Source organism: Vibrio sp. V08_P9A1T1 (assembly GCF_963874405.1).
GTDB lineage: Bacteria > Pseudomonadota > Gammaproteobacteria > Enterobacterales > Vibrionaceae > Vibrio > Vibrio anguillarum.
This window is the reverse complement of sequence record NZ_CAWNIB010000110.1, coordinates 1-23,254: the sequence shown is the minus strand read 5'-3', so window position 1 is coordinate 23,254 and position 23,254 is coordinate 1. Positions and strand designations below refer to the sequence as shown.

39 protein-coding genes are annotated in these 23,254 nt (G+C 45.8%); 30 read left to right on the top strand and 9 right to left on the bottom strand.

The features are described 5' to 3' along the window. The first annotated feature begins 127 nt into the window (after window positions 1-127). The 28 genes from rpsJ (at window position 128) to rplQ (ending at window position 13,771) form a co-directional block, all read left to right on the top strand. Window positions 128-439, top strand: a complete 312-nt coding sequence (gene rpsJ, locus AACT21_RS05580) for a 30S ribosomal protein S10 (RefSeq protein ID WP_001181007.1) — start codon at window positions 128-130, stop codon at window positions 437-439. A gap of 14 nt (window positions 440-453) precedes the next feature. Next, the gene (gene rplC / locus AACT21_RS05575) at window positions 454-1,083 is read left to right on the top strand and encodes a 50S ribosomal protein L3 (RefSeq protein ID WP_013855921.1); all 630 of its coding nucleotides are present in this window, start codon (window positions 454-456) and stop codon (window positions 1,081-1,083) included. A 16-nt stretch (window positions 1,084-1,099) separates the two neighbouring features. Continuing rightward, on the top strand, window positions 1,100-1,702 hold the full coding sequence (gene rplD, locus AACT21_RS05570; RefSeq protein ID WP_010318759.1) for a 50S ribosomal protein L4: 603 nt from the start codon (window positions 1,100-1,102) through the stop codon (window positions 1,700-1,702). Then, a complete protein-coding gene (gene rplW, locus AACT21_RS05565) occupies window positions 1,699-2,001 on the top strand; it encodes a 50S ribosomal protein L23 (protein WP_010318760.1) in 303 nt (100 codons plus the stop codon). Before rplD ends, rplW begins: the two co-directional genes overlap by 4 nt. Window positions 2,002-2,017: 16 nt before the next feature. Further along, the gene (gene rplB / locus AACT21_RS05560; protein ID WP_013855922.1) at window positions 2,018-2,842 is read left to right on the top strand and encodes a 50S ribosomal protein L2; all 825 of its coding nucleotides are present in this window, start codon (window positions 2,018-2,020) and stop codon (window positions 2,840-2,842) included. Window positions 2,843-2,862: 20 nt separating this feature from the next. After that, window positions 2,863-3,141 carry a 30S ribosomal protein S19 gene (gene rpsS, locus AACT21_RS05555; protein ID WP_010318762.1) on the top strand — a complete coding sequence of 93 codons (279 nt, stop codon included), beginning with the start codon at window positions 2,863-2,865 and terminating at the stop codon, window positions 3,139-3,141. A gap of 10 nt (window positions 3,142-3,151) precedes the next feature. Further along, window positions 3,152-3,484 (top strand): 50S ribosomal protein L22, encoded by a 333-nt coding sequence (gene rplV / locus AACT21_RS05550; RefSeq protein ID WP_026027327.1) that lies wholly within the window; start codon window positions 3,152-3,154, stop codon window positions 3,482-3,484. 19 nt (window positions 3,485-3,503) lie between these two features. Beyond that, on the top strand, window positions 3,504-4,202 hold the full coding sequence (rpsC, locus tag AACT21_RS05545; protein ID WP_010318764.1) for a 30S ribosomal protein S3: 699 nt from the start codon (window positions 3,504-3,506) through the stop codon (window positions 4,200-4,202). A gap of 11 nt (window positions 4,203-4,213) precedes the next feature. Further along, window positions 4,214-4,624, top strand: a complete 411-nt coding sequence (gene rplP, locus AACT21_RS05540) for a 50S ribosomal protein L16 (protein WP_010318765.1) — start codon at window positions 4,214-4,216, stop codon at window positions 4,622-4,624. Beyond that, a complete protein-coding gene (rpmC, locus tag AACT21_RS05535; protein WP_010318766.1) occupies window positions 4,624-4,815 on the top strand; it encodes a 50S ribosomal protein L29 in 192 nt (63 codons plus the stop codon). Before rplP ends, rpmC begins: the two co-directional genes overlap by 1 nt. Then, window positions 4,815-5,069 carry a 30S ribosomal protein S17 gene (gene rpsQ, locus AACT21_RS05530; RefSeq protein WP_013855925.1) on the top strand — a complete coding sequence of 85 codons (255 nt, stop codon included), beginning with the start codon at window positions 4,815-4,817 and terminating at the stop codon, window positions 5,067-5,069. Before rpmC ends, rpsQ begins: the two co-directional genes overlap by 1 nt. A gap of 160 nt (window positions 5,070-5,229) precedes the next feature. Then, on the top strand, window positions 5,230-5,601 hold the full coding sequence (gene rplN, locus AACT21_RS05525; protein WP_010318768.1) for a 50S ribosomal protein L14: 372 nt from the start codon (window positions 5,230-5,232) through the stop codon (window positions 5,599-5,601). Between the two features lie 12 nt (window positions 5,602-5,613). Further along, window positions 5,614-5,931, top strand: coding sequence for a 50S ribosomal protein L24 (rplX, locus tag AACT21_RS05520; RefSeq protein ID WP_010318769.1), 318 nt, complete (start codon window positions 5,614-5,616; stop codon window positions 5,929-5,931). 24 nt (window positions 5,932-5,955) lie between these two features. Next, window positions 5,956-6,495 (top strand): 50S ribosomal protein L5, encoded by a 540-nt coding sequence (rplE, locus tag AACT21_RS05515; RefSeq protein WP_010318770.1) that lies wholly within the window; start codon window positions 5,956-5,958, stop codon window positions 6,493-6,495. Between the two features lie 17 nt (window positions 6,496-6,512). Beyond that, window positions 6,513-6,818, top strand: a complete 306-nt coding sequence (gene rpsN, locus AACT21_RS05510; RefSeq protein ID WP_010318771.1) for a 30S ribosomal protein S14 — start codon at window positions 6,513-6,515, stop codon at window positions 6,816-6,818. 29 nt (window positions 6,819-6,847) lie between these two features. After that, on the top strand, window positions 6,848-7,240 hold the full coding sequence (rpsH, locus tag AACT21_RS05505) for a 30S ribosomal protein S8 (RefSeq protein ID WP_010318772.1): 393 nt from the start codon (window positions 6,848-6,850) through the stop codon (window positions 7,238-7,240). 10 nt (window positions 7,241-7,250) lie between these two features. Next, window positions 7,251-7,784 carry a 50S ribosomal protein L6 gene (gene rplF / locus AACT21_RS05500; protein ID WP_010318773.1) on the top strand — a complete coding sequence of 178 codons (534 nt, stop codon included), beginning with the start codon at window positions 7,251-7,253 and terminating at the stop codon, window positions 7,782-7,784. Window positions 7,785-7,793: 9 nt separating this feature from the next. Continuing rightward, window positions 7,794-8,147, top strand: coding sequence for a 50S ribosomal protein L18 (gene rplR / locus AACT21_RS05495; protein ID WP_013855926.1), 354 nt, complete (start codon window positions 7,794-7,796; stop codon window positions 8,145-8,147). 14 nt (window positions 8,148-8,161) lie between these two features. Further along, window positions 8,162-8,662, top strand: coding sequence for a 30S ribosomal protein S5 (rpsE, locus tag AACT21_RS05490; RefSeq protein WP_010318775.1), 501 nt, complete (start codon window positions 8,162-8,164; stop codon window positions 8,660-8,662). 5 nt (window positions 8,663-8,667) lie between these two features. Next, complete coding sequence (gene rpmD, locus AACT21_RS05485) at window positions 8,668-8,844, top strand: 50S ribosomal protein L30 (protein ID WP_004398455.1); 177 nt, start codon at window positions 8,668-8,670, stop codon at window positions 8,842-8,844. A 5-nt stretch (window positions 8,845-8,849) separates the two neighbouring features. Further along, entirely contained in the window at window positions 8,850-9,284 is a 435-nt protein-coding gene (gene rplO / locus AACT21_RS05480) for a 50S ribosomal protein L15 (protein ID WP_010318777.1), read from the top strand. A 20-nt stretch (window positions 9,285-9,304) separates the two neighbouring features. After that, entirely contained in the window at window positions 9,305-10,639 is a 1,335-nt protein-coding gene (gene secY / locus AACT21_RS05475) for a preprotein translocase subunit SecY (protein WP_017046739.1), read from the top strand. 27 nt (window positions 10,640-10,666) lie between these two features. Continuing rightward, window positions 10,667-10,780: a 50S ribosomal protein L36 gene (gene rpmJ, locus AACT21_RS05470; protein WP_000868186.1), complete on the top strand. Its 114-nt coding sequence runs from the start codon at window positions 10,667-10,669 to the stop codon at window positions 10,778-10,780. 147 nt (window positions 10,781-10,927) lie between these two features. Then, window positions 10,928-11,284: a 30S ribosomal protein S13 gene (gene rpsM, locus AACT21_RS05465; protein ID WP_010318779.1), complete on the top strand. Its 357-nt coding sequence runs from the start codon at window positions 10,928-10,930 to the stop codon at window positions 11,282-11,284. A gap of 20 nt (window positions 11,285-11,304) precedes the next feature. After that, entirely contained in the window at window positions 11,305-11,694 is a 390-nt protein-coding gene (rpsK, locus tag AACT21_RS05460) for a 30S ribosomal protein S11 (protein WP_001118870.1), read from the top strand. 27 nt (window positions 11,695-11,721) lie between these two features. Next, the gene (rpsD, locus tag AACT21_RS05455; RefSeq protein ID WP_013855928.1) at window positions 11,722-12,342 is read left to right on the top strand and encodes a 30S ribosomal protein S4; all 621 of its coding nucleotides are present in this window, start codon (window positions 11,722-11,724) and stop codon (window positions 12,340-12,342) included. A 23-nt stretch (window positions 12,343-12,365) separates the two neighbouring features. Next, a complete protein-coding gene (locus tag AACT21_RS05450) occupies window positions 12,366-13,358 on the top strand; it encodes a DNA-directed RNA polymerase subunit alpha (protein WP_010318781.1) in 993 nt (330 codons plus the stop codon). A 26-nt stretch (window positions 13,359-13,384) separates the two neighbouring features. Beyond that, complete coding sequence (rplQ, locus tag AACT21_RS05445; RefSeq protein ID WP_017042856.1) at window positions 13,385-13,771, top strand: 50S ribosomal protein L17; 387 nt, start codon at window positions 13,385-13,387, stop codon at window positions 13,769-13,771. Between the two features lie 180 nt (window positions 13,772-13,951). On the opposite strand, the gene AACT21_RS05440 is transcribed toward rplQ, so the two are convergent. After that, window positions 13,952-14,572 carry an FKBP-type peptidyl-prolyl cis-trans isomerase gene (locus AACT21_RS05440; RefSeq protein WP_010318783.1) on the bottom strand — a complete coding sequence of 207 codons (621 nt, stop codon included), beginning with the start codon at window positions 14,570-14,572 and terminating at the stop codon, window positions 13,952-13,954. A 235-nt stretch (window positions 14,573-14,807) separates the two neighbouring features. On the opposite strand from AACT21_RS05440, the gene AACT21_RS05435 reads away from it, so the two are divergent. Beyond that, the gene (locus tag AACT21_RS05435) at window positions 14,808-15,371 is read left to right on the top strand and encodes a LysM-like peptidoglycan-binding domain-containing protein (RefSeq protein WP_047690519.1); all 564 of its coding nucleotides are present in this window, start codon (window positions 14,808-14,810) and stop codon (window positions 15,369-15,371) included. Between the two features lie 23 nt (window positions 15,372-15,394). Here the strand turns inward: AACT21_RS05435 and AACT21_RS05430 are convergent, their stop codons facing one another. Beyond that, on the bottom strand, window positions 15,395-15,847 hold the full coding sequence (locus AACT21_RS05430; RefSeq protein ID WP_094150869.1) for a GNAT family N-acetyltransferase: 453 nt from the start codon (window positions 15,845-15,847) through the stop codon (window positions 15,395-15,397). 177 nt (window positions 15,848-16,024) lie between these two features. Here AACT21_RS05430 and dbpA point away from each other — a divergent pair, with 177 nt between their 5' ends. After that, window positions 16,025-17,410: an ATP-dependent RNA helicase DbpA gene (dbpA, locus tag AACT21_RS05425; protein ID WP_017042859.1), complete on the top strand. Its 1,386-nt coding sequence runs from the start codon at window positions 16,025-16,027 to the stop codon at window positions 17,408-17,410. 50 nt (window positions 17,411-17,460) lie between these two features. On the opposite strand, the gene AACT21_RS05420 is transcribed toward dbpA, so the two are convergent. Genes AACT21_RS05420 through AACT21_RS05390 form a run of 7 tightly spaced genes read right to left on the bottom strand, consistent with a single transcriptional unit; the run spans window position 17,461 to window position 23,218 of the window. Next, window positions 17,461-19,230 (bottom strand): lysophospholipid acyltransferase family protein, encoded by a 1,770-nt coding sequence (locus AACT21_RS05420; protein WP_094164688.1) that lies wholly within the window; start codon window positions 19,228-19,230, stop codon window positions 17,461-17,463. A 4-nt stretch (window positions 19,231-19,234) separates the two neighbouring features. After that, the gene (locus AACT21_RS05415; protein ID WP_013855934.1) at window positions 19,235-19,687 is read right to left on the bottom strand and encodes a hypothetical protein; all 453 of its coding nucleotides are present in this window, start codon (window positions 19,685-19,687) and stop codon (window positions 19,235-19,237) included. A 13-nt stretch (window positions 19,688-19,700) separates the two neighbouring features. Further along, window positions 19,701-20,138, bottom strand: a complete 438-nt coding sequence (locus tag AACT21_RS05410) for a YHS domain-containing (seleno)protein (protein WP_019282416.1) — start codon at window positions 20,136-20,138, stop codon at window positions 19,701-19,703. Window positions 20,139-20,148: 10 nt separating this feature from the next. Continuing rightward, on the bottom strand, window positions 20,149-20,916 hold the full coding sequence (locus tag AACT21_RS05405; RefSeq protein ID WP_094164687.1) for an NRDE family protein: 768 nt from the start codon (window positions 20,914-20,916) through the stop codon (window positions 20,149-20,151). A 1-nt stretch (window position 20,917) separates the two neighbouring features. Next, window positions 20,918-21,466 (bottom strand): hypothetical protein, encoded by a 549-nt coding sequence (locus AACT21_RS05400; RefSeq protein ID WP_013855937.1) that lies wholly within the window; start codon window positions 21,464-21,466, stop codon window positions 20,918-20,920. Between the two features lie 34 nt (window positions 21,467-21,500). Further along, complete coding sequence (locus AACT21_RS05395; protein WP_094164686.1) at window positions 21,501-22,634, bottom strand: D-alanine--D-alanine ligase; 1,134 nt, start codon at window positions 22,632-22,634, stop codon at window positions 21,501-21,503. Next, the gene (locus tag AACT21_RS05390) at window positions 22,631-23,218 is read right to left on the bottom strand and encodes a DedA family protein (RefSeq protein ID WP_081245125.1); all 588 of its coding nucleotides are present in this window, start codon (window positions 23,216-23,218) and stop codon (window positions 22,631-22,633) included. The genes AACT21_RS05395 and AACT21_RS05390 overlap by 4 nt, the downstream gene beginning before the upstream one ends. Between the last annotated feature and the right edge of the window lie 36 nt (window positions 23,219-23,254).

Below are 23,254 nucleotides of genomic sequence, written 5' to 3'. Positions count from 1 at the left end.
AAATTAACTGACAATGTGCCTAATTTTGGCACTACGGTTTCACATAAATCAATCGGCATTCTCTCGTTTTAACGAGTTTGAGTGGCGATATTGTTTGTGTAATTTTTAATTATTGGAGCTCTGTCTCATGCAGAACCAACGTATCCGTATCCGCCTAAAAGCGTTCGATTACAAACTAATCGATGCTTCTACAGCGGAAATCGTTGAAACAGCTAAGCGTACCGGCGCACAGGTTCGTGGTCCTATTCCACTTCCTACTCGTAAAGAGCGTTTCACTGTTCTTATCTCTCCACACGTCAACAAAGATGCTCGTGATCAGTACGAAATTCGTACTCACAAACGTCTAATCGACATCGTTGAGCCAACAGATAAAACTGTTGATGCACTGATGCGCCTAGATCTAGCTGCTGGCGTTGACGTACAAATCAGCCTAGGTTAAGGGAGATTAGAAGAATGATTGGTCTAGTCGGACGTAAAGTGGGTATGACCCGCGTATTTACTGAAGAAGGCGTTTCTATCCCAGTAACTGTTGTTGAGGTTGAAGCAAACCGTATTTCTCAAGTGAAAACTCTTGAGACTGACGGCTATGCAGCAATCCAGGTAACTACTGGTACTAAGAAAGCCAACCGTGTAACTAAACCAGAAGCTGGTCACTTTGCGAAAGCAGGTGTAGAAGCTGGTCGCGGTCTTTGGGAATTCCGTTTAGAAAACGGCGAAGAGTTTGAAGTTGGCACTGAGCTAAATGTAGAACTTTTCAACGAAGTTAAAAAAGTAGACGTTACTGGTACATCTAAAGGTAAAGGTTTCCAAGGTGCTGTTAAGCGCTGGAATTTCCGTACCCAAGATATGACTCACGGTAACTCTTTGTCTCACCGTGCACCGGGTTCAATTGGCCAATGTCAAACTCCAGGTCGCGTGTTCAAAGGCAAAAAAATGGCAGGTCACATGGGTGCTGAGCGTGTAACGACTCAAAACCTAGAGATCGTACGTGTTGACGCTGAGCGCAATCTGCTTCTTATTAAAGGTGCAGTACCAGGTGCAACTGGCGCTAACGTGATCGTCAAACCAGCTATTAAAGCATAACGTCTAGGAGTAAGTAATGGAATTGATGGTTAAAGGTGCTAACGCACTAACTGTTTCCGAAACTACTTTCGGACGTGAGTTCAACGAAGCCCTTGTACATCAAGTAGTTGTTGCGTATGCAGCAGGTGCTCGTCAAGGTACTCGTGCTCAAAAGACACGTTCAGAAGTTTCTGGCGGTGGCGCTAAGCCATGGCGTCAAAAAGGTACTGGCCGTGCACGTGCTGGTACAATTCGTAGCCCAATCTGGCGTACAGGTGGTGTTACTTTTGCTGCGAAACCACAAGATCACAGCCAAAAAGTAAACAAAAAAATGTACCGTGGTGCTATGAAGAGCATTCTTTCTGAACTAGTTCGTCAAGAGCGTTTAATCGTTGTTGATAACTTCTCAGTAGAAGCACCAAAAACTAAAGAGCTATTAGCTAAGCTTAAAGAACTTGAGCTTAACGATGTACTCATCGTTACTGGCGAAGTAGACGAGAATCTATTCTTAGCTGCTCGCAACCTATATAAAGTTGACGCACGTGACGTAGCGGGTCTTGACCCAGTTAGCCTAATTGCGTTTGACAAGGTTCTAATGACTGCAGAAGCAGTTAAGCAAGTTGAGGAGATGCTGGCATGATCAGTGAAGAGCGTCTACTAAAAGTTCTACGTGCACCGCACATCTCTGAAAAAGCAACTATGACTGCTGAGAAAGCGAACACTATCGTTTTCAAAGTAGCAAAAGATGCAACTAAGAAAGAGATCAAAGCAGCTGTAGAAAAGCTATTTGAAGTTGAAGTTAAGTCTGTAAATACTCTTATCACTAAGGGTAAGACCAAACGTCAAGGTCTACGCCAAGGTCGCCGCAGCGACGTTAAAAAAGCGTATGTGACTTTGAAAGAAGGTCAAGATCTTGACTTTGTTGGCGGCGCGGAATAACAGGAGTAGTTGAATAATGGCTATTGTTAAATGTAAGCCGACTTCCCCTGGTCGTCGTCACGTCGTTAAAGTTGTTAACGCTGACCTACACAAGGGTAAGCCATACGCACCTCTTCTAGAGAAAAACTCTAAGAATGGTGGTCGTAACAACAACGGTCGTATCACAGTACGTCATATCGGTGGTGGTCATAAGCAACACTATCGTTTGGTTGACTTCAAACGTACTAAAGATGGCATCCCAGCGAAAGTTGAGCGTCTAGAATACGATCCAAACCGTAGCGCAAATATCGCTCTAGTTCTGTACGCAGACGGCGAGCGTCGTTACATTATCGCACCTAAAGGTGTTCAAGCTGGTGATACAATCCAGTCTGGTGTTGATGCGCCAATTAAAGCAGGTAACACTCTGCCAATGCGCAACATCCCAGTGGGTTCTACTATTCACTGTGTTGAACTTAAGCCTGGTAAAGGTGCACAGCTAGCTCGTTCGGCTGGTGCATATGCTCAACTTGTCGCTCGCGACGGTACTTATGCAACTATCCGCCTACGTTCTGGTGAAATGCGCAAAGTACTTTCTGAAGGCCGTGCAACAATCGGTGAAGTTGGTAACTCTGAGCACATGCTACGTGAACTAGGTAAAGCTGGTGCTTCACGCTGGCGCGGCGTACGTCCAACTGTACGTGGTGTAGTAATGAACCCGGTTGACCACCCACACGGTGGTGGTGAAGGCCGCACTTCTGGTGGTCGTCACCCAGTATCTCCTTGGGGTATGCCTACTAAGGGCTTCAAGACTCGTAGCAACAAACGCACCGACAAGTACATCGTACGTCGTCGTAATAAGTAATCTATATAAGAGGATAAGCCATGCCACGTTCTCTCAAGAAAGGTCCATTTATTGACCTACACTTGCTGAAGAAGGTAGAGAAAGCGGTGGAAAGCGGAGACAAAAAGCCTATTAAGACTTGGTCCCGTCGTTCAATGATCATTCCATCAATGATTGGTTTGACCATCGCTGTCCATAATGGTCGTCAGCACGTTCCAGTATTTGTCACTGATGAAATGATCGGTCACAAACTGGGCGAATTCGCACCAACTCGTACTTACCGTGGTCACGCTGCGGATAAGAAAGCTAAGAAGCGCTAAGGAGTAAATGATGGAAGCTATTGCTAAACATAACTTTGCTCGCATTTCTCCTCAGAAAGCTCGCTTAGTTGCAGATCTAATCCGTGGTAAATCTGTGGATCAGGCTCTTGAAATCCTAACTTTCAGCAACAAAAAAGCGGCTGTATTAGTTAAGAAAGTTCTAGAGTCAGCTATCGCTAACGCAGAACACAACGAAGGTGCAGATATCGACGATCTTAATGTCGCTAAAATCTTCGTAGATGAGGGCCCGGTCATGAAGCGTATTATGCCTCGTGCAAAAGGCCGTGCGGATCGTATCTTGAAGCGTTCAAGCCACATCACTGTTGTTGTAGCAGACCGCTAAGAGACTAGGAGAGTAAGCAATGGGTCAGAAAGTACATCCTAATGGTATTCGTCTTGGCATCGTTAAGCCTTGGAATGCTACATGGTTTGCTAACACCAAAGATTTCGCTGACAACCTAGACGGCGACTTCAAGGTACGTCAGTTCCTTACTAAGGAACTTTCAAAAGCGTCTCTATCACGCATCGTTATCGAGCGTCCTGCTAAGAGCATTCGTGTGACTATCCACACTGCTCGCCCAGGCGTTGTTATCGGTAAGAAAGGTGAAGACGTTGAGAAGCTACGCGCAGCTGTAGCTAAAATTGCAGGTGTACCAGCGCAAATTAACATCGCTGAAGTACGTAAGCCTGAGCTAGACGGCCAATTAGTGGCTGATAGCATCGCGTCTCAACTAGAGCGTCGCGTTATGTTCCGTCGTGCTATGAAGCGTGCGGTACAAAATGCTATGCGTCTAGGCGCTAAAGGTATCAAAGTGGAAGTAAGCGGTCGTCTTGGCGGCGCTGAAATTGCACGTTCTGAGTGGTACCGTGAAGGCCGTGTGCCTCTACACACTCTACGTGCTGACATTGATTACGCAACTTCTTCGGCTCACACTCAATACGGTGTGATCGGCGTTAAAGTTTGGATCTTCAAGGGTGAAATCCTTGGTGGTATGCCAGCTGCAAACGCTGTTGAGCCAAAGGCTGACAAGCCTAAGAAGCAGCGTAAAGGCCGTAAGTAAGGAGTCGACTGATGCTACAACCTAAACGCACTAAGTTCCGTAAGGTTCATACTGGTCGCAACCGCGGTCTAGCTAAAGGTACTGACGTAAGCTTCGGTACATTTGGTCTTAAAGCCGTTGGACGTGGTCGTCTAACTGCTCGTCAGATCGAAGCGGCACGTCGTGCAATGACACGTCACGTTAAGCGTCAAGGTAAAATCTGGATCCGTGTGTTCCCAGATAAGCCAATCACTGAAAAACCACTAGAAGTTCGTCAAGGTAAGGGTAAAGGTAACGTTGAGTACTGGGTAGCCCAAATCCAACCTGGTAAGGTTATGTACGAAATGGACGGTGTACCTGAAGAATTGGCACGTGAAGCGTTCCGCCTAGCGGCTCGTAAACTGCCATTCAAAACTACATTCGTAATTAAACAGGTGATGTGATGAAAGCACTAGATCTACGCGCAAAAAGCGCTGAAGAGCTTAACGCTGAGCTACTGAATTTGCTACGTGAACAGTTCAACTTGCGCATGCAAGCTGCAACTGGTCAACTACAGCAAACTCATACTTTGAAAGCTGTACGCCGTGATATCGCACGCGTTAAAACTGTTTTGACTGAGAAGGCAGGCGAATAATGAGCGACAAAATTCGTACTCAACTAGGTCGTGTTATTAGTGACAAGATGGATAAATCTATCACTGTTGCTATCGAGCGCATGGTGAAACACCCAATTTACGGTAAATTCGTAAAGCGTACGACTAAAGTACACGCACATGACGAAAACAACGAGTGTGGCCTAGGCGATACCGTTGAGATTCGTGAGTGTCGTCCTCTGTCTAAGACTAAGTCTTGGACATTGGTTAAAGTTATAGAAAAAGCGAAGATGTAATCATCGTTATTCTATGATTTTAAACGGCTCCAAAGTTTTTTTGGAGCCGTTTATTTTTTGTCTACCCAATCTTAGGAAAGGGTGGTACAATTCGCGTCCCTTTTAAAGAGGCAGCCCGACCCGAGAGGGTCTAGTTTTAATATTTAGCGGAGCACTAACAATGATCCAAATGCAAAGTACACTTGATGCAGCTGATAACTCAGGCGCGCGCAAGGTAATGTGTATTAAGGTTCTGGGTGGCTCTCACCGCCGTTATGCACATATCGGTGACATCATCAAAGTTACAGTGAAGGAAGCAATTCCTCGCGGTAAAGTTAAAAAAGGTGATGTACTGAAGGCGGTGGTAGTTCGCACCCGTAAAGGCGTACGTCGTCCAGACGGTTCTGTCATTCGCTTCGACCGTAATGCTTGCGTATTGTTGAACAATAATACAGAGCAACCTATCGGTACACGTATCTTTGGTCCAGTGACTCGTGAACTTCGCAATGCGAAATTTATGAAAATCGTGTCACTAGCACCTGAAGTTCTGTAAGGAGCGGCACACATGGCAGCTAAAATCCGTCGTAATGACGAAGTAATCGTTCTTGCTGGTAAAGATAAAGGCAAGAAAGGTAAAGTAACTAAGGTTCTCGTAACTGGTAAAGTTATCGTTGAAGGTATCAACCTTGTTAAGAAACACCAAAAGCCGGTTCCGGCTCTAGGTCAACAAGGTGGCATCGTTGAACAAGAAGCAGCTATTGATGCTTCTAACGTTGCAATCTTTAACGCAGCAACTGGTAAAGCGGACCGTATCGGTTTCCGTTTTGAAGACGGCAAAAAAGTTCGTTTCTTCAAATCTAACGGTGAAATCGTTTCTAACTAATTAGAAGTAATTTGGAGTTCTACTATGGCGAAACTGCATGATTACTACAAGTCGTCTGTAGTGACTGAACTGACCAAACAGTTCGGTTACACAAGCGTCATGCAAGTCCCTAGGATTGATAAAATCACCCTAAACATGGGCGTTGGTGAAGCTATCAACGATAAGAAACTATTAGAAAATGCAGCAGCTGATATGGCTACGATCTCTGGTCAAAAGCCACTGATCACTAAAGCTCGTAAATCTGTTGCAGGTTTCAAAATTCGTGAAGGCTACCCAATTGGTTGTAAAGTAACCTTGCGTGGCGAACGTATGTGGGATTTTTTAGAGCGTTTAATCTCTATTGCACTTCCACGTGTACGTGACTTCCGTGGTGTTAGCGCTAAGTCTTTTGACGGACGCGGTAACTACAGCATGGGCGTTCGCGAGCAAATCATCTTCCCAGAAATCGACTACGATAAAGTCGATCGTGTACGCGGTCTTGATATCACTATCACGACTTCTGCTGGTACCGATGAGGAAGGCCGTGCTCTGCTGGCTGCCTTTAACTTCCCATTCCGTAAGTAAGGTGAAGGGTTACTGTTATGGCTAAACAATCAATGAAAGCACGTGAAGTAAAACGTGCAAAGCTAGTAGCTAAGTTCGCAGAAAAGCGTGCAATGCTAAAAGCTACCATCAGCGATGTAAACGCATCTGAAGAAGATCGTTGGAACGCAGTTCTTAAACTGCAAGCTCTTCCACGTGATTCAAGTGCTTCACGTCAGCGCAACCGTTGCAACCAAACTGGTCGTCCACACGGTTTCCTACGTAAGTTCGGTCTAAGCCGCATCAAAGTTCGCGAAGCTTGCATGAAAGGCGAGATTCCTGGACTTCGTAAGGCTAGCTGGTAATTGCCACTTAATCATTTGGAGTAAATCTTATGAGCATGCAAGATCCGATTTCGGATATGCTGACCCGCATTCGTAACGGTCAGGCAGCAAATAAAGTTGCTGTAAAAATGCCTTCTTCAAAGCTTAAAGTTGCAATTGCTGCACTGCTAAAAGCTGAAGGTTATATCGCAGATTTCGCTGTTGAAGGCGAAGTAAAACCTGAGCTAGAAGTTACTCTTAAGTACTTCCAAGCTAAACCAGTAATCGAGCAAATCCAACGTGTTTCACGTCCTGGTCTACGCGTTTATAAGAAAAAAGACGCGTTACCAACAGTGATGGGCGGTATGGGTGTTGCTGTGGTGTCCACTTCCAAGGGTCTGATGTCTGACCGTGCTGCTCGCAAAGCAGGTCTTGGCGGTGAAATCATTTGCTACGTAGCGTAAGGAGTAGGATATGTCTCGTGTTGCTAAAGCACCTGTCGCTATTCCAGCTGGCGTAGAGGTGAAACTAAACGGCCAAGAAATCACTGTAAAAGGTGGTAAAGGTGAGCTGACTCGCGTCCTGAATAAAGGCGTAGTTATTGCACAGGAAGAAAACAACCTTACTTTCGGTCCTCGTGAAGGTGTTGCTAACGCTTGGGCACAAGCAGGTACTGCTCGTGCACTAGTAAACAACATGGTTGTTGGTGTTACTGCAGGCTTTACTAAGAAGCTTGTTCTTAAAGGTGTTGGTTACCGTGCTGCTATTAAAGGCAACTCAGTAAGTCTTACTTTAGGCTTCTCACACCCTGTAGAGCATGAACTACCAGCGGGTATCAATGCTGAATGTCCTAGCCAAACTGAAATTGTCCTAACTGGTTGCGATAAGCAAGTAGTGGGTCAAGTTGCGGCTGACATCCGTTCTTACCGTGAGCCAGAACCTTATAAAGGTAAAGGCGTCCGTTACGCAGATGAAAATGTGCGTAGTAAAGAAGCTAAGAAGAAGTAAGGTAACACTATGGATAAGAAAGCATCTCGCATCCGTCGTGCTACACGCGCACGTCGTAAGATTGCTGAACTGGGTGCAACTCGCCTAGTAGTACACCGTACTCCTCGTCACGTGTACGCTCAGGTTATCGCATCAAACGGCTCTGAGGTTATCGCAGCAGCTTCTACTGTAGAAAAAGCGATCCGTGAGCTAGTTAAGAACACCGGTAACGTAGACGCAGCTAAAGCGGTAGGTAAAGCTATTGCAGAACGCGCTCTTGAAAAAGGCGTATCAGCTGTTGCGTTTGATCGTTCTGGTTTCCAATACCACGGTCGAGTAGCGGCGCTAGCAGAATCTGCTCGCGAAGCTGGTCTGAAATTCTAAGGTAGGGTTGGAAGATGGCTAAAGAACAACAACAAGCTAGTGATTTGCAAGAAAAATTAATCGCAGTTAACCGTGTTTCTAAAACGGTTAAAGGTGGTCGAATCATGAGCTTTACTGCACTAACTGTAGTTGGTGACGGTAATGGTCGCGTAGGTTTCGGATACGGCAAAGCTCGTGAAGTACCTGCAGCGATTCAAAAAGCAATGGAAAAAGCGCGTCGTAACATGGTTACTATCGCTCTTAACGAAGGCACTCTTCACCACGCGGTGAAAGGTCGTCACTCGGGCTCTAAAGTTTACATGCAGCCAGCTGCAGAAGGTACAGGTGTTATTGCCGGTGGTGCGATGCGTGCTGTACTAGAAGTTGCCGGTGTACATAACGTACTTGCGAAAGCGTACGGTTCTACTAACCCAATCAACGTTGTTCGTGCAACAGTTGCTGGTCTAGTAGATGTGAAGTCACCAGAAATGGTTGCAGCTAAACGTGGTCTCACTGTTGAAGCGATTTCGGAGTAAGCACCATGGCAACTATTAAAGTAACTCAAACTAAAAGCTCAATTGGTCGTCTACCAAAGCACAAAGCTACTTTGCGTGGTCTAGGCCTTCGTCGTATCAACCATACAGTAGAACTTGAAGATACACCGTGTGTACGCGGTATGATCAACAAGGTTTACTACATGGTTAAAGTTGAGGAGTAATCAGAATGCGTTTGAATACTCTATCACCGGCTGCTGGTTCTAAGCACGCTCCTAAGCGTCTAGGCCGTGGTATCGGTTCTGGCCTTGGTAAAACAGGTGGCCGCGGTCACAAAGGTCAAAAGTCACGTTCTGGCGGTACAGTTCGTCCAGGTTTTGAAGGCGGTCAAATGCCTCTAAAACAACGTCTACCTAAATTCGGTTTCACTTCTCGTAAGAGCCTAGTGTCTGCTGAAATTCGTCTAGCTGAGCTAGCGAAAGTTACGGGTGACGTGGTCGATCTAAACAGCTTGAAAGCAGCTAACCTAATCACTAAGAACATCGAAAATGTTAAAGTTGTTCTTTCTGGTGAGATTAGCAAAGCAGTGACTGTGAAAGGTCTTCGCGTGACTAAAGGCGCTAAAGCTGCAATCGAAGCTGCAGGCGGTAAAATCGAGGAATAATCTCGAGGAACGAGGTACAGATGGCTAAGAAACCAGGACAAGATTTTCGTAGTGCTCAGAGCGGCTTAAGTGAGCTAAAGTCGCGCTTATTATTCGTAATTGGTGCACTTTTAGTATTCCGAGCCGGTTCTTTTGTGCCGATTCCTGGTATTGACGCAGCTGTACTTGCCGATTTGTTCGAACAGCAAAAAGGTACCATCGTTGAAATGTTTAACATGTTCTCCGGTGGTGCTCTTTCGCGTGCATCTATCTTAGCATTGGGCATCATGCCGTATATTTCGGCGTCAATTGTTGTCCAATTGCTAACTGTAGTTCATCCAGCGTTAGCCGAACTCAAGAAAGAGGGTGAGGCAGGGCGTCGTAAGATTAGCCAATATACGCGTTATGGCACGCTTGTACTTGCAATATTCCAAGCTATTGGTATCGCAACAGGCTTACCAAACATGGTCAACAATCTGGTTGTTATCGACCAAACCATGTTTACCCTGATTGCTACCGTGAGTTTAGTAACTGGCACCATGTTCTTAATGTGGTTAGGTGAACAAATTACTGAGCGTGGAATAGGAAATGGTATTTCCATTTTGATTTTTGCAGGTATTGTTGCTGGATTGCCTTCGGCAATCGGACAAACGATTGAGCAAGCGCGTCAAGGTGAATTGCATGTGCTTCTTCTGTTGTTAATTGCGGTACTTTCTTTTGCTGTAATTTATTTCGTTGTTTTCATGGAGCGTGGTCAGCGTCGTATTGTCGTTAACTATGCAAAGCGTCAACAAGGTCGTAAAGTGTTTGCAGCGCAAAGTACTCACTTGCCATTGAAAATTAATATGGCGGGTGTAATACCTGCAATTTTTGCATCGAGTATTATTTTGTTCCCAGGAACATTAGCTCAGTGGTTTGGTCAAAATGGTGAGAGCAGCACATTCGGTTGGTTAACTGATGTGTCTTTGGCTCTTAGCCCTGGTCAACCTCTGTACGTTATGCTTTATGCAGCAGCGATTATTTTCTTCTGTTTCTTTTACACAGCGTTGGTGTTTAACCCTCGTGAAACAGCGGATAACTTGAAGAAGTCCGGTGCGTTCGTACCCGGCATCCGCCCAGGTGAGCAGACAGCGAGATACATTGATAAAGTAATGACCAGACTAACCTTAGCGGGTGCTCTCTACATTACCTTTATCTGTCTGATTCCCGAGTTCATGATGGTCGCGTGGAACGTACGTTTCTACTTCGGCGGCACATCACTACTTATCGTAGTGGTTGTGATTATGGACTTTATGGCACAGGTACAGACTCATATGATGTCCCAACAGTATGATTCTGTGTTGAAAAAAGCAAATCTGAAGGGCTACGGCCGTTAATTCAGATTTCACTTACGGAGTTTAGCAATGAAAGTTCGTGCTTCCGTTAAAAAAATCTGTCGTAACTGTAAAGTAATCAAGCGTAACGGCGTCGTTCGCGTGATTTGCAGTGAGCCAAAGCACAAGCAGCGCCAAGGCTAATTAGCAGAAATTTTTACTTGAAATATAAAGGTCGGTCGAGTATATTCCTCGGCCTACCTTTTGTGTGCAAAAGAAGTAGTATGCCGCAGCGTATCCTCGACGGGCTTTGCTGCGGATAATTTCTTATATAAGTACTAGGAGTGAATAGTGGCCCGTATAGCAGGCATTAACATTCCTGATCAGAAGCATGCTGTAATTGCATTAACTGCAATCTACGGCATCGGCAAGACCCGTTCGAAAGCTATCTTAGCTGATTTGGGTATTGCTGAAAGTGTTAAGATCAGTGAACTAACTGAAGAGCAGATCGATCTACTGCGTGATGGTGTAGCTAAATACACTGTAGAGGGTGATCTTCGTCGTGAAGTTTCCATGAACATCAAGCGTCTTATGGACCTTGGCTGTTACCGTGGTCTTCGTCATCGTCGCAGTCTACCACTACGTGGACAGCGTACTAAAACCAACGCTCGTACCCGTAAGGGTCCGCGTAAACCGATCAAGAAATAGTCGGAAGGGTATAGAGTACAATGGCAAAACAACCAACTCGCGCACGTAAGCGTGTACGCAAGCAAGTTGCTGATGGCGTAGCGCACATCCATGCATCTTTCAATAACACAATCGTAACTATCACAGACCGTCAAGGTAATGCTCTAGCTTGGGCAACTGCTGGTGGTTCTGGTTTCCGCGGTTCTCGTAAGTCTACTCCGTTCGCTGCACAGGTTGCTGCTGAGCGTTGTGCTGAAATGGCTAAAGAATACGGCCTTAAGAACCTAGAGGTTATGGTTAAGGGTCCAGGTCCAGGTCGTGAATCAACTGTTCGCGCACTGAACGCTGCTGGTTTCCGTATCACTAACATTGTTGATGCGACACCAATCCCTCATAACGGTTGTCGTCCACCTAAGAAACGCCGCGTATAACGTTTCTAGGAAGATTGGAGAAAGATCATGGCAAGATATTTGGGTCCTAAGCTGAAGCTTAGCCGCCGCGAAGGTACTGACTTGTTCCTTAAGTCAGGCATTCGTGCGATTGATACCAAGTGTAAAATTGACAACGCACCAGGTGTACACGGCGCTCGTCGCGGTCGTCTATCTGAGTACGGTGTTCAGCTTCGTGAGAAGCAAAAAGTTCGTCGTATTTATGGCGTTCTAGAAAAACAATTCCGTAACTACTACAAAGAAGCTGCACGTCTTAAAGGCAATACTGGTGAAAACCTACTTCAGCTTCTTGAAGGTCGTCTTGATAACGTAGTTTACCGCATGGGCTTTGGCGCTACTCGCGCAGAAGCACGTCAGCTAGTAAGCCACAAAGCTATCCTAGTTAACGGTAAAGTTGTAAACGTTCCTTCTTTCAATGTTGCGGTTAACGACGTTGTTGCAATCCGTGAGAAAGCTAAAAAGCAATCTCGCATTAAAGCAGCTCTAGAAGTTGCTGAACAACGCGAAAAACCAACTTGGATTGAAGTAGATGGCGGCCAAATGGAAGGTACATTCAAGCGTATGCCTGAGCGTTCTGACCTGTCAGCTGACATCAACGAACAATTGATCGTCGAGCTTTACTCTAAGTAAGGTTAAACTAAAGAGAGGACACAATGCAGGGTTCTGTAACAGAATTTCTTAAGCCACGTCTTGTTGATATCGAACAGATTAGCACGACACACGCAAAAGTAACTCTTGAGCCGTTAGAGCGTGGTTTCGGCCATACTCTGGGTAATGCACTTCGCCGTATTCTTCTATCTTCAATGCCAGGTTGTGCTGTAACTGAAGTGGAGATTGAAGGCGTACTACACGAGTACAGCACCAAAGAAGGCATTCAAGAAGATATCCTTGAGATCCTTCTGAACCTAAAAGGTTTGGCTGTTCGCGTTGCCGAAGGCAAAGATGAAGTGTTCATTACGCTGAACAAATCAGGCTCGGGCCCTGTTGTTGCAGGTGACATCACCCATGATGGTGATGTAGAGATCACTAACCCTGAGCACGTGATTTGTCATCTAACGGATGACAACGCTGAGATCGCTATGCGTATCAAAGTAGAACGTGGTCGTGGTTATGTTCCAGCTTCAGCTCGTATCCATACTGAAGAAGATGAGCGTCCAATCGGTCGTCTACTTGTAGATGCTACTTACAGCCCAGTAGACAAAATTGCCTACTCTGTGGAAGCCGCTCGCGTAGAACAACGTACTGATTTAGATAAGCTCGTTATCGATATGGAAACGAACGGTACTCTAGAACCTGAGGAAGCAATCCGTCGTGCAGCAACTATTCTTGCTGAACAATTGGATGCGTTCGTAGATCTTCGTGATGTACGTGTACCTGAGGAGAAGGAAGAGAAGCCAGAATTCGATCCAATCCTACTGCGTCCTGTAGACGATCTTGAACTAACAGTTCGCTCTGCTAACTGTTTGAAAGCAGAAGCGATTCACTACATCGGTGATCTAGTACAGCGCACTGAGGTTGAGCTACTTAAAACGCCAAACCTTGGTAAGAAATCTCTTACAGAGATTAAAGACGTGCTTGCATCACGTGGTCTATCTTTGGGCATGCGCCTAGAGAACTGGCCGCCAGCGTCTATCGCTGAAGATTAATCGATACTAGTTAGAAGGATTAGGTCATGCGCCATCGTAAGAGTGGTCGTCAACTCAACCGCAACAGCAGTCATCGCAAAGCGATGTTCAGCAACATGGCTAGCTCTCTAGTACGTCATGAAGTTATCAAGACTACTTTGCCAAAAGCAAAAGAGCTACGTCGCGTCGTTGAGCCTTTGATTACACTAGCTAAGACTGACAGTGTTGCAAACCGTCGTCTAGCATTTGCTCGCACTCGTGATAACGAAGTTGTGGCAAAACTATTTAACGAACTAGGTCCACGTTTTGCAGCTCGCCAAGGCGGCTACACACGTATCCTAAAGTGCGGTTTCCGTACTGGTGATAAAGCTCCAATGGCATACATTGAGCTTGTCGATCGCCCAGAAGTAGCTGTAGAAGCTGCTGCTGAGTAATCAGTTCGTATAATTAAAAAAGCCGAGTAGTAATACTCGGCTTTTTTGTATGCGTAGATTTTATCTTTGAACACGGGCTAACCAGATAAGTATGCGTAGTGTCGTTTTTGATAGATGCTAAGTAAGAAATACTAATAAAAAAAGGTCAGCGAATGCCAACCTTCTCACTATCAATTCTATTTATAGAATATCGAGTAGCTCTACTTCAAATACTAGAGCTGCAAAAGGAGGAATTGCAGCGCCAGCGCCACGCTCACCATAGGCAAGATCTTGTGGAATATAGAGTTTCCATTTTGAACCCACAGGCATCAGTTGTAGTGCTTCTACCCAACCTTTGATTACACCTGTTACTGGGAATTCAGCTGGTTGACCGCGAGATACAGAGCTATCAAATACTGTACCATCAGTCAATTCACCGTGGTAATGAACACGTACTTGCTTGTCAGATGTCGGGATATCCCCCGTACCTTCTGTAAGAATTTCGTACTGTAGACCAGATTCAAGCACGGTCACTTCAGGGCGTAGTGCGTTATCTGTTAAGAATACTTCACCGTCGGCGGCGGCTGCTTTGGCAGCTTCTTGGCGTAGAGATTCTGCACGCATGTGCAACTCTTGCAGTGCATTATTGATTTCATCAATTTCAATTGATGGCATGTCGCCTACTAATGCGGTTGCGATACCTGCGGCGATGGCGTCAACGTTAAGTCCTTCTAGACCACTACCCGCAAGTTGTTGGCCCATTTGTAGACCGATACCGTAGCTTGCTTTTTGCTCTACAGTGTCAAATTTTACTTCAGACATAAACAGTCACTCTTTTTATGTAAATAAACAAGTGCCAAAGGATATCAGTTTCAAGCATGGGATGAAATGCTAATGGGAAATATCCAATATTGAACCTTCAGGTTGTGACAAATCGCAGATCCCAAAGAAAAATGTTCAAGATTGTGTCAACGTTTACGTTATCGCCACCTTGGCTCTATACTGATCCCTCTTGAGTTTTTATACTGTAGCTCGACAGAAAAGGAGACGGGTTAAGATGAATCGTCGTCACAAGAAGAAACCGCAAACTGATTATTTAGCGTTTATCCAACAGAAGTGGCATGCATTCGATTGGCGTGGCCTTATTTTACGTGTTCGCACAGTTTGGCTAGCGCTGCCTAAGCTTCACCAGCGCGCTTTATTAGCGATCGTTCCAGTAGTGTGTTTGCTCATTATTATTCCTTTTCCTGAGCGAACAGAGCAGGCCGCTCTACCGAAAAGTAGTGAGCGTGTGGAAATCAGCATTAATACGGTTGGGTTGAGTGAACAAAAAATGCCTCAACAAACCGACCGTAAATCTGAGTTCTGGCGAGAGTACACGGTTAAAAACGGGGACACTTTGTCGCAGGTTTTTCGGGCAAATGATTTACCGATGTCTGATCTTAATGCCTTAGTCAAAATTGAAGGCAGTGACAAACCGCTCAGCCAAATTACCCAAGGCCAATTAGTTCGTTTCAAACTCGCGGCTGATGGGCAACTCGATATCCTGCAACTTGAGAAAAACGATCAATCAGTGATGTTTTTCAGGCGCTCAGATGGCGGATTTGGCCGTAGTAAATAACACGCTTTGATCAAGAGGGTTATTTACTTGCTGAGCTGCATGTCGATATGCGGGATATCATCTTCTAGATACATCGTCGACGTTTGTTGAAAACCATAACTTTGATAGAAGCTAGCAAGATAGTGCTGTGCACCAATTTCAATATCTTGATTGGGCCACAGCTTCTGGCATTCGGCTAATGCTTGCTGCATTAATTGGTGTCCAAGGCCATTTCCTCTCGCTTCTTTTTGGGTTGCAATGCGACCAATGCTGACACTTGGATAGCTAATCCCCGCAGGGAGTAAGCGCGCGCAGGCAACAATCTGCTGATCCTGTTCACCAATTAAATGAAAAACACCCGGCTGAATATCCTTATTATCCAATTCAGGGTAAGGACAGGTTTGTTCGACCACAAAGACATCGACGCGCAGTTTAAGTAGCGCATAAAGTTGATGAGTGGTTAATTGTGAGAATGAAAGACAGTGCCAAGTAATCATCGTAGTGCCCCTTTAAAAATGGATGTCGTTACTCTATCAAGCTTAAGTGCATGATTCATTAACAAAGGTTAAGAGTGAGCTACAAACTTGATGAATGATAAATAAAGATTCACTAGCCACACGAGGTTAAATAACGATAATAGACGTTTAATTTTCGTCTAACGAAAGGACGGTCTCTTGAGTAATCTCTCTTTTTCAACGGTAAATCTACAACCAGAACTTCTTTCTAACCTCGATACTTTGGGATACACCAAGATGACGCCGATTCAGGCGTTAAGCTTGCCAACCATTTTGGCGGGTAAGGATGTGATTGGCCAAGGAAAAACAGGCTCAGGAAAAACAGCAGCGTTTGGTTTAGGCGTATTATCTAACCTCAACGTTAAGCGTTTTCGCGTTCAAGCTTTGGTGCTATGCCCAACGCGGGAGTTAGCCGATCAAGTCGCAACGGATATTCGCACACTCGGCCGCGCCATTCATAATATTAAAGTGCTCACCTTGTGTGGCGGCATGCCAATGGGGCCACAAATTGGTTCGTTAGAGCACGGTGCACATATTTTGGTTGGTACTCCGGGGCGTATTCTTGACCATTTAGACAAAGGTCGTATCGATCTCTCTGAACTCAATACGTTAGTGCTTGATGAAGCGGATCGAATGCTCGAAATGGGTTTCCAAGAAGCGCTGGATGCGATCATCAATGAAACGCCAACCAGCCGTCAAACATTGCTGTTTAGTGCTACGTTCCCAAATCAAATCAAACAAATTGCGCAGCGGATTATGCGTGAGCCTGAAATGGTCAAAGTTGAATCCACCCATGATACGTCCAGCATTCAGCAATATTTTTATAAAGTAGAGGGTACAGAGGCGCGTGATCGCGCGTTAGAACTACTGCTTTTACACCATCAGCCTGAATCTGCCGTGGTGTTCTGTAATACAAAGAAAGAAGTACAAAGTGTTGCTGAAGATCTACATCACAAGGGCTTTAGTGTGGTGGAACTGCATGGTGATTTAGAGCAGCGTGACCGTGACCAAGCTTTGGTGCAGTTTGCTAATAAAAGTATCTCCATTTTAGTTGCAACCGATGTGGCGGCACGTGGCCTTGATGTCGATAACTTAGATGCGGTATTTAACTTTGAGTTATCACGTGATCCTGAAGTGCACGTACACCGCATTGGGCGTACTGGCCGAGCGGGCAGTAAAGGTTTAGCCTTTAGCTTCTTCAGTGACAGTGAAATGCACCGAGTGGCGATGATTGATGAATATATGGATATGCCCATCGAACCTGCTAAATTGCCTGATGCCAGTGCGCTAAACAACGCGCCTTATCAAGCTAATATGGTCACTATCCAGATTGATGGCGGTAAAAAGCAGAAAGTACGCCCGGGAGATATTCTAGGGGCGTTGACCAGTAACGACGGTATTGACGGTCAATATGTCGGTAAAATTAACATGTTACCGATGCGCAGCTACGTTGCAGTCCATAAATCGGTGGCGAAAAAAGCACTGAAGAAAATGGAAAGCGGTAAGATGAAAGGACGCCAATTTAGAGCACGCCTTCTAAAATAAGCCCCTTCATTTAGAATTAAAGCCAGCGAACAACTCGCTGGCTTTTGCGTTTATGAGGGCTTTGAACTGAAAGGTGTCGAATTCAAATAAGCGCTGGCCTGCTCCTTACCCATGTATTTTGCCAGTGTATGCAGCGGAACTTGTTTCAAGTTCACCACAATTAAGCCATCTAATGCATTGTTAAACGCGGGGTCGACATTAAAACAGACGAGCTTGCCATTCATCCCTAAATATTGGCGCAGTAATACAGGAAGGCCCTTGCCATTTTCCATTTTTGCTAACACTTTCGACAGCAGAGAAATGCTTGCCAAAGAGGAGAGCAAGTTGGTTTGCCAAAATGTGTTCCCATTGCTCCGTAGTGGAGTGGAAGGTGAAACCAAGGTTGCCTTTTCATGATCATAATGATGAATAGAGAGTGTGGCGGCCATTAATTGTCGCGCGGTGTGGCTGTAATCGTTGCTAATGCTTACTGGGCCAAACAAGTGCGTGTATTGTGGATGACGCGCGACAAACGCAGCAATACCTTTCCACAGCATTAACAGTGAGTTGAGGTTGCGCTGGTATTTCGAGGAAACCACCGAGCGGCCTAGCTCAATACTGGTATCTAGTGTGTTGATGAAGGCTTCATCATACTGAAATAAGCTACGGGAATAGAGCCCTGCTAACCCTTGCTTCGCTATCAGTTCATCCACTAACCCCAATCGATAAGCTCCAACAATTTGACGGTCTTTCTTGTGCCAAACAAAGAGCTGGTAGTAATGGCGATCATACTCATCAAGATCACAAGCTAAGCCGCTTCCTTCACCTACGGCGCGAAAACTCTCTTCACGAATTCGACCAATCTCTTGCAGTATGTGGGGTAACTGCTCGCTTGCGGCGCAATAGACAATCCAATCACCTTGCTCTAAGAGCTTGCTTTCGCTTGGCAGCGCGGCGAGATCTTGCTCAAGCTTCTCTACAATAAGCGCATCAATAATAGGAAGGGGCGATGTTACTAATTCTGGTGAGGATGGCGTTGCGGAAGGTGTTGTACTCATTAAATAGGTATTGAGACGCAGATAATGAACAATGTCTCGTTCCTGTTCAAATGCTTTCACTTCAGAATAGGGGATGGGATTGCCGATGGAAATCTCAATGTTGTGCGCCTGCTTATTCAGTAGCTCGCGGCCGAGCAATGCCGTTCGCAGTAGTGGATGAATTCGCCCCGCTTGATAAAACAGAGTGCTATTTTTACCATTAATAAAGATCGGGACGGTGGTGGCTTGGGCGCGTTTAACAAATTTGGCGACGGATTGACTCCATTCGATATCCGACAGTGTTTGCGATCCTTTGGGGTAAGTAGATACCTCACCAGCGGGGAAGATAATCAATAAGCCACCTTGAGCCAAATGAAGGTTCGCATCTCGAATGGCTTGCGCATTGGTGCTGCGAGCACTTTTGCTATTGAACACATCGACACCGATAAAGAGTTCACTAATTTCAGGCAGGCGCTTTAGCAACTGATTCGCCAGCACTTTAATATCGGTGCGTACTGAACCAATTAAATCGGCTAATATCACCCCTTCAATTGCGCCCAGCGGGTGGTTAGCGACGATCACCACCGGCCCTGTTTGTGGAATATTATCGATGCTGCCTAAAGCAAGGCGATATTCGATGTTGAGTGCTGCTAGCGTGTAGCGCATAAACTCAAAGCAAGAGGGTTTGGCAGGACGCTGCTGATACAGTTTATCCAGTGTTGCAAGCCCAGAGGCCCATTCAACAATTGATTCTGCGACGCCAAATGGGGTGTGTCGTGGTAAACGAAAAGGACTGGCTAGCATATAATTACACTCCTTTATTCAGCCACTGGTGCAATAAACCATCACCGTTTTTGAGATCACGCCGCACCAAAAAAGCCGCACACAACCAAACAAGACAAGCCATCGCAAATAGCAGGCCGCTATCATTGCCGACCACTTCTCCTACTTGGTTAAACTCTGGCATCACAATGCCAAGAGGCGTAAATAAATGAAAGAAAATCGCACCACTCATAATGCCGACGCTCATCAGTGCACCAAGGCCATGCCAGCGGCTAAACAGCAAAATAGAGGCTATCAGTTCAGCCGTTCCGATTAAATATCCGCCATACACAGCAAACCAACCGAGGCCAGACCATGCACCTAAGGTGCCAAAAATATAGTTGGTTTCGTAAGAGCCGGAAAACTTAAAGACAAGCGATTGAATAAAAACAAACGCAATCAAGAGTGAGGGAAGATGTTGGCTAGCTTTAAACGTCATGGTGTGGCTCCTACTACTTAATTAAATTGGGCCAATTTTTATCGGCCTGTTGGATGTGCACCGCTTGGTTGGCATCCCATAATGTTTTGATCTTTTTGTCGTAATTGAGATAGAGCTTGCCGTCGACAATCGCCCATTGATTGGGATCTCCCGGAGCAAAATCGTTCTTTTCAGAGACGGCCCAAGCGCAGTAGCCGCCATACTGCGGCGCATATTGGTTAGGGTTATTCAGAAACAGTTCAAGGTTCTCTTTTGAAGAAAAATACCACTGCGCATTTTTATAAAGGGTCGAAAAATCGGAGGAGCCTTTTACTGGCTCTCCTTTGGTGAAGTAGGCGACGGTGTCATAGCCACTCAGCGCTTTATTGCTCAGAAAGCTGGTGTAAATTTCATCCTCAGCGAGGCTCACGCTGCTGACAAACAGCAGTAATAGTCCTAGTAAACGTTTCATTGTTGATTCCTCATAAATTGGCGACCCAAGGCGTGGTTTTGTCGATCTCATCGCGCTGCTGGTGGAGTGATGTCTCACTGAGCTGTAAGCAAGGTGAACCTGAGATATAGGTCATATACTGCTGCTGTTGTGTGACGCGTAAATAGGTAAAGCTAACGGTGTGCGCATCTTGACGATGCATACAGGGTGCCCAATGTGGATGGGTGACATGGTGGTGGGCGTGAAACTTTAGGCGCTGTTGCACACTATCTTCCTCGGCGATTAAAGCTTGATAGAGCTGCGAGCGGTAGTGTTGCACCTGTTCTAAATCGACACTGGATGAAAATAGAGGCGATTGCGTCACCGCGATTTGGCTCTGTTCACCATTCCACGCCAGAGCCATTACATTGCCTTGTACATCAGTTAAATCAGGGTCGAAAGCAAGCAAAGTGAATGGTGCAAATTGCTGAAGGTTGAGCTGTGCAAACGCTTGGATAACCTTCTCCACACTGATTTGACTGGATAAATGCTTAAGCAATTGACCGCGGCTCACTAAGCGTTCGGCATCGGCTCCTTGGGGGATTTTACCTTGGTAATTATTGAGCAAGCACAAAGCCAAACCGCATTCATTAAGGCTGATCCAACTGCCTCCACCGGCAGGATCAATCGGCATCAACACTTCAACACCAGCTTGCGTGTATTGTTTAGGCGGCAACGCTAATGGGCGGTTTTTTTGTTCATCACGGTTAAAAAACAGATGATAGCCGTGTTTGTCGAGTAACCAAGAAACTGAGCACATGTTATTGCCCCCGAATGAAGGAGGCCGTGGCTGGCGCTAAGCCGAAAGCGGCATCGGTTTCTACATGCAGCAAATGAGCGACCACTTTAGCCATCGCAAAATGGTGCTGTGCATGCAAAGTGGCGAAGCTTAACTCTCGCTCCCATGTTGATGAGAGAGAGCACACTTGCGTTTCCTGCAATGAGGTTTCAACAAGTACCGTAACGGATTTTTGGAGTGAGGCCGAGCACTGCGTTAACCATTGAATTAAATACTCAATTTCGGCCAAGGCCGCAGCGCGGGACGTCTCAACGAGGTGGCCCCGACGGCGTTGGTTGTAATCAATAGTGCTAGTTGAGTTAGCCAGCGCATGAAACAGATCCAACCAATGACGAAAATGTTGCCCCACTGAACTGGCGACAATTGGCGTGGCTAAGTGGGTGTAGTGCCTATCTTCTAACTGTTCGAGAAACTGGTGCGCTTGTTCCAGTGTTTCAATGCCGCCTTGGATCACGGGGGCATGATTAGGCTGCGATGCGCTTTGTTGTGAACTTGTGGTGATTGCAAACATATTTCTATCCCTATGATTGTTCTTATGGATAAGGTTAATCCGTGCTTGGATAGTGTTCGGTTAAGGCCTTTTCTTTGCGCCAAGCGTTCAGCAGTTCAGCCATTTTGGGTGTTTGATGGCCTAACTTTCGCTGTTGCGCGCCAATGTCGAATAAGATTCGGTACTGTCTGAGTAAGGTTGAGAAGATCTCACGCAGCGGTGTTTCTCTATCCCAAATATGAGCGGCTTCACTGCTTGCGCCATTGATTTCCAAAATCGTGAACTGTTCTCCAGCCATCAATTGGTGAATATTGGCAAACTTGATATCGAGCCGCCCATAGTGAAACCCGTCAACATTGTTAAAAATCTCATCTAACTTGTTGGTGAGAGCGAGTGTGATATAGCGGTTACCATTGCGGAAAATCGATCCGCGACTATGGCTGCCCGCAAAGGCGAGTTGAAACTCCTGCCCTGCTTCAAGAACCCAATCGAGCTTCTCAAGGTGGCGAGGAAAATAGAGATGAGGGAGTTGCCCTGCGCGTGGGCAGCGTTCAATTAACTGCTTTAAAGTGTGAATGCCATCCCCAGTGACAAACGGGGCATACTTAAGTGTGATGGAAATAATGTTGCCTTGAGCCTCACCGGGATAGCGCACATAAAATACGCCAGCTTCAGCCTGATACGGCGCTTTTTGTTGCAGTAAAAAACGGGCATTAATCGGAAATGATTGAATGTAGTCACTCAGTTGCTGTTCATTTTGCAGCAGTTTGACGCCAACGCCGCGGCAGCCTAAATCTGGTTTAGCGACAAGAGGGAAATCCAACGATGCTTGTTGCATTGCAGACAGAGCCTGTGCTGTTTGCTGCTGAGCGGTTTGATGGCTTTTCGTTCGGGTGATAAAGGGCGATATCCACTGCTGAGCGTATTCACCGGCTAGATTAAGAATGTCGTGTTTTGACTCTCCAACCATGCCGCTGAGCTTGATGCCGGGGTTTGCAATTAAGGGTAAGCCCCAGTTGCCATAACGCAGCCCTTGCAGCAGGCTTTGAATCACCACCGGAGTGTAGAAAAACCAACTGGGCAGAAATTCATAAGGAGAAATGCTGCGTTTGGTGTCTTGCTCTAAAAGCGGCATACCCGCGTTGATTTTGCCATGTGCAATGCAAGGCATTTCTAATTTGGCGTTCATGACAATCCTTTAGAAAATGATTTGTTGAGAAGACGATTGGTGAGCATTAATAGCCCAATCGCGATAGGAATAATGATCCATTGATAATGAGAGGACTGTTGCCAAACCTGACTCCCTAGGTAATAAAGCGTTGAAAAAACGATCAGTGTCCACAGTGCTGTGGCCGTCAGTACGGAGCACAGAAATAGCGCCAACGGAATAGAAAAAAAGCCGCTCAAAGTAAAGCCCACCGTTCTTAGGCCGGGGACAAAGCGAATAATAAACAGATTTAAAAAAGTATGATGGTGCAGCTTGCGACGGACGGTTCGAAAATGTTTATTGGTCAGCGCTTGATAACGAAGCGGACGAACGCGTTGTGCCACTTGGCCTAAGTAATACAAACCGAGATCGCCACTGACAATGCCGACAAAAATGGCCAACAACGCCAAGCCGGGGGGCATGAGATTTTGCAAAGCCAGTGTGGCGGCGGTGACAATAGCGACATCCTCTAACAAATAGGAAAGCAAAATTACGCCGATGAATAGTAAAGTCAGTGAATGACTTTCGGCTGTTAGAAAGGTTTGAATGTCGATAGCAAGCGCCACACTTCCTCCTTAGCAAATTATGATCAAGTATAGAAT

Excerpts from the sequence above, each read along its gene's own strand:
- rplC (WP_013855921.1), top strand. The coding sequence starts at position 454 with ATGATTGGTCTAGTCGGACGTAAAGTGGGTATGACCCGCGTATTTACT.
- AACT21_RS05450 (WP_010318781.1), top strand. The coding sequence starts at position 12,366 with ATGCAGGGTTCTGTAACAGAATTTCTTAAGCCACGTCTTGTTGATATC.
- AACT21_RS05440 (WP_010318783.1), bottom strand. The coding sequence starts at position 14,572 with ATGTCTGAAGTAAAATTTGACACTGTAGAGCAAAAAGCAAGCTACGGT.
- rplV (WP_026027327.1), top strand. The coding sequence starts at position 3,152 with ATGGAAGCTATTGCTAAACATAACTTTGCTCGCATTTCTCCTCAGAAA.
- AACT21_RS05415 (WP_013855934.1), bottom strand. The coding sequence starts at position 19,687 with ATGACGTTTAAAGCTAGCCAACATCTTCCCTCACTCTTGATTGCGTTT.
- rplN (WP_010318768.1), top strand. The coding sequence starts at position 5,230 with ATGATCCAAATGCAAAGTACACTTGATGCAGCTGATAACTCAGGCGCG.
- rpsS (WP_010318762.1), top strand. The coding sequence starts at position 2,863 with ATGCCACGTTCTCTCAAGAAAGGTCCATTTATTGACCTACACTTGCTG.
- rplE (WP_010318770.1), top strand. The coding sequence starts at position 5,956 with ATGGCGAAACTGCATGATTACTACAAGTCGTCTGTAGTGACTGAACTG.
- rplF (WP_010318773.1), top strand. The coding sequence starts at position 7,251 with ATGTCTCGTGTTGCTAAAGCACCTGTCGCTATTCCAGCTGGCGTAGAG.
- rpmC (WP_010318766.1), top strand. The coding sequence starts at position 4,624 with ATGAAAGCACTAGATCTACGCGCAAAAAGCGCTGAAGAGCTTAACGCT.
- rplR (WP_013855926.1), top strand. The coding sequence starts at position 7,794 with ATGGATAAGAAAGCATCTCGCATCCGTCGTGCTACACGCGCACGTCGT.
- rpmD (WP_004398455.1), top strand. The coding sequence starts at position 8,668 with ATGGCAACTATTAAAGTAACTCAAACTAAAAGCTCAATTGGTCGTCTA.
- rpsE (WP_010318775.1), top strand. The coding sequence starts at position 8,162 with ATGGCTAAAGAACAACAACAAGCTAGTGATTTGCAAGAAAAATTAATC.
- rplQ (WP_017042856.1), top strand. The coding sequence starts at position 13,385 with ATGCGCCATCGTAAGAGTGGTCGTCAACTCAACCGCAACAGCAGTCAT.
- rpsN (WP_010318771.1), top strand. The coding sequence starts at position 6,513 with ATGGCTAAACAATCAATGAAAGCACGTGAAGTAAAACGTGCAAAGCTA.
- rpsD (WP_013855928.1), top strand. The coding sequence starts at position 11,722 with ATGGCAAGATATTTGGGTCCTAAGCTGAAGCTTAGCCGCCGCGAAGGT.
- rpsJ (WP_001181007.1), top strand. The coding sequence starts at position 128 with ATGCAGAACCAACGTATCCGTATCCGCCTAAAAGCGTTCGATTACAAA.
- rpsH (WP_010318772.1), top strand. The coding sequence starts at position 6,848 with ATGAGCATGCAAGATCCGATTTCGGATATGCTGACCCGCATTCGTAAC.
- AACT21_RS05400 (WP_013855937.1), bottom strand. The coding sequence starts at position 21,466 with ATGTTTGCAATCACCACAAGTTCACAACAAAGCGCATCGCAGCCTAAT.
- rplX (WP_010318769.1), top strand. The coding sequence starts at position 5,614 with ATGGCAGCTAAAATCCGTCGTAATGACGAAGTAATCGTTCTTGCTGGT.
- AACT21_RS05430 (WP_094150869.1), bottom strand. The coding sequence starts at position 15,847 with ATGATTACTTGGCACTGTCTTTCATTCTCACAATTAACCACTCATCAA.
- secY (WP_017046739.1), top strand. The coding sequence starts at position 9,305 with ATGGCTAAGAAACCAGGACAAGATTTTCGTAGTGCTCAGAGCGGCTTA.
- AACT21_RS05410 (WP_019282416.1), bottom strand. The coding sequence starts at position 20,138 with ATGAAACGTTTACTAGGACTATTACTGCTGTTTGTCAGCAGCGTGAGC.
- rplO (WP_010318777.1), top strand. The coding sequence starts at position 8,850 with ATGCGTTTGAATACTCTATCACCGGCTGCTGGTTCTAAGCACGCTCCT.
- rpsK (WP_001118870.1), top strand. The coding sequence starts at position 11,305 with ATGGCAAAACAACCAACTCGCGCACGTAAGCGTGTACGCAAGCAAGTT.
- rplP (WP_010318765.1), top strand. The coding sequence starts at position 4,214 with ATGCTACAACCTAAACGCACTAAGTTCCGTAAGGTTCATACTGGTCGC.
- AACT21_RS05435 (WP_047690519.1), top strand. The coding sequence starts at position 14,808 with ATGAATCGTCGTCACAAGAAGAAACCGCAAACTGATTATTTAGCGTTT.
- AACT21_RS05405 (WP_094164687.1), bottom strand. The coding sequence starts at position 20,916 with ATGTGCTCAGTTTCTTGGTTACTCGACAAACACGGCTATCATCTGTTT.
- rplB (WP_013855922.1), top strand. The coding sequence starts at position 2,018 with ATGGCTATTGTTAAATGTAAGCCGACTTCCCCTGGTCGTCGTCACGTC.
- AACT21_RS05420 (WP_094164688.1), bottom strand. The coding sequence starts at position 19,230 with ATGCTAGCCAGTCCTTTTCGTTTACCACGACACACCCCATTTGGCGTC.
- rplW (WP_010318760.1), top strand. The coding sequence starts at position 1,699 with ATGATCAGTGAAGAGCGTCTACTAAAAGTTCTACGTGCACCGCACATC.
- AACT21_RS05395 (WP_094164686.1), bottom strand. The coding sequence starts at position 22,634 with ATGAACGCCAAATTAGAAATGCCTTGCATTGCACATGGCAAAATCAAC.
- rpsC (WP_010318764.1), top strand. The coding sequence starts at position 3,504 with ATGGGTCAGAAAGTACATCCTAATGGTATTCGTCTTGGCATCGTTAAG.
- rpmJ (WP_000868186.1), top strand. The coding sequence starts at position 10,667 with ATGAAAGTTCGTGCTTCCGTTAAAAAAATCTGTCGTAACTGTAAAGTA.
- rpsQ (WP_013855925.1), top strand. The coding sequence starts at position 4,815 with ATGAGCGACAAAATTCGTACTCAACTAGGTCGTGTTATTAGTGACAAG.
- rplD (WP_010318759.1), top strand. The coding sequence starts at position 1,100 with ATGGAATTGATGGTTAAAGGTGCTAACGCACTAACTGTTTCCGAAACT.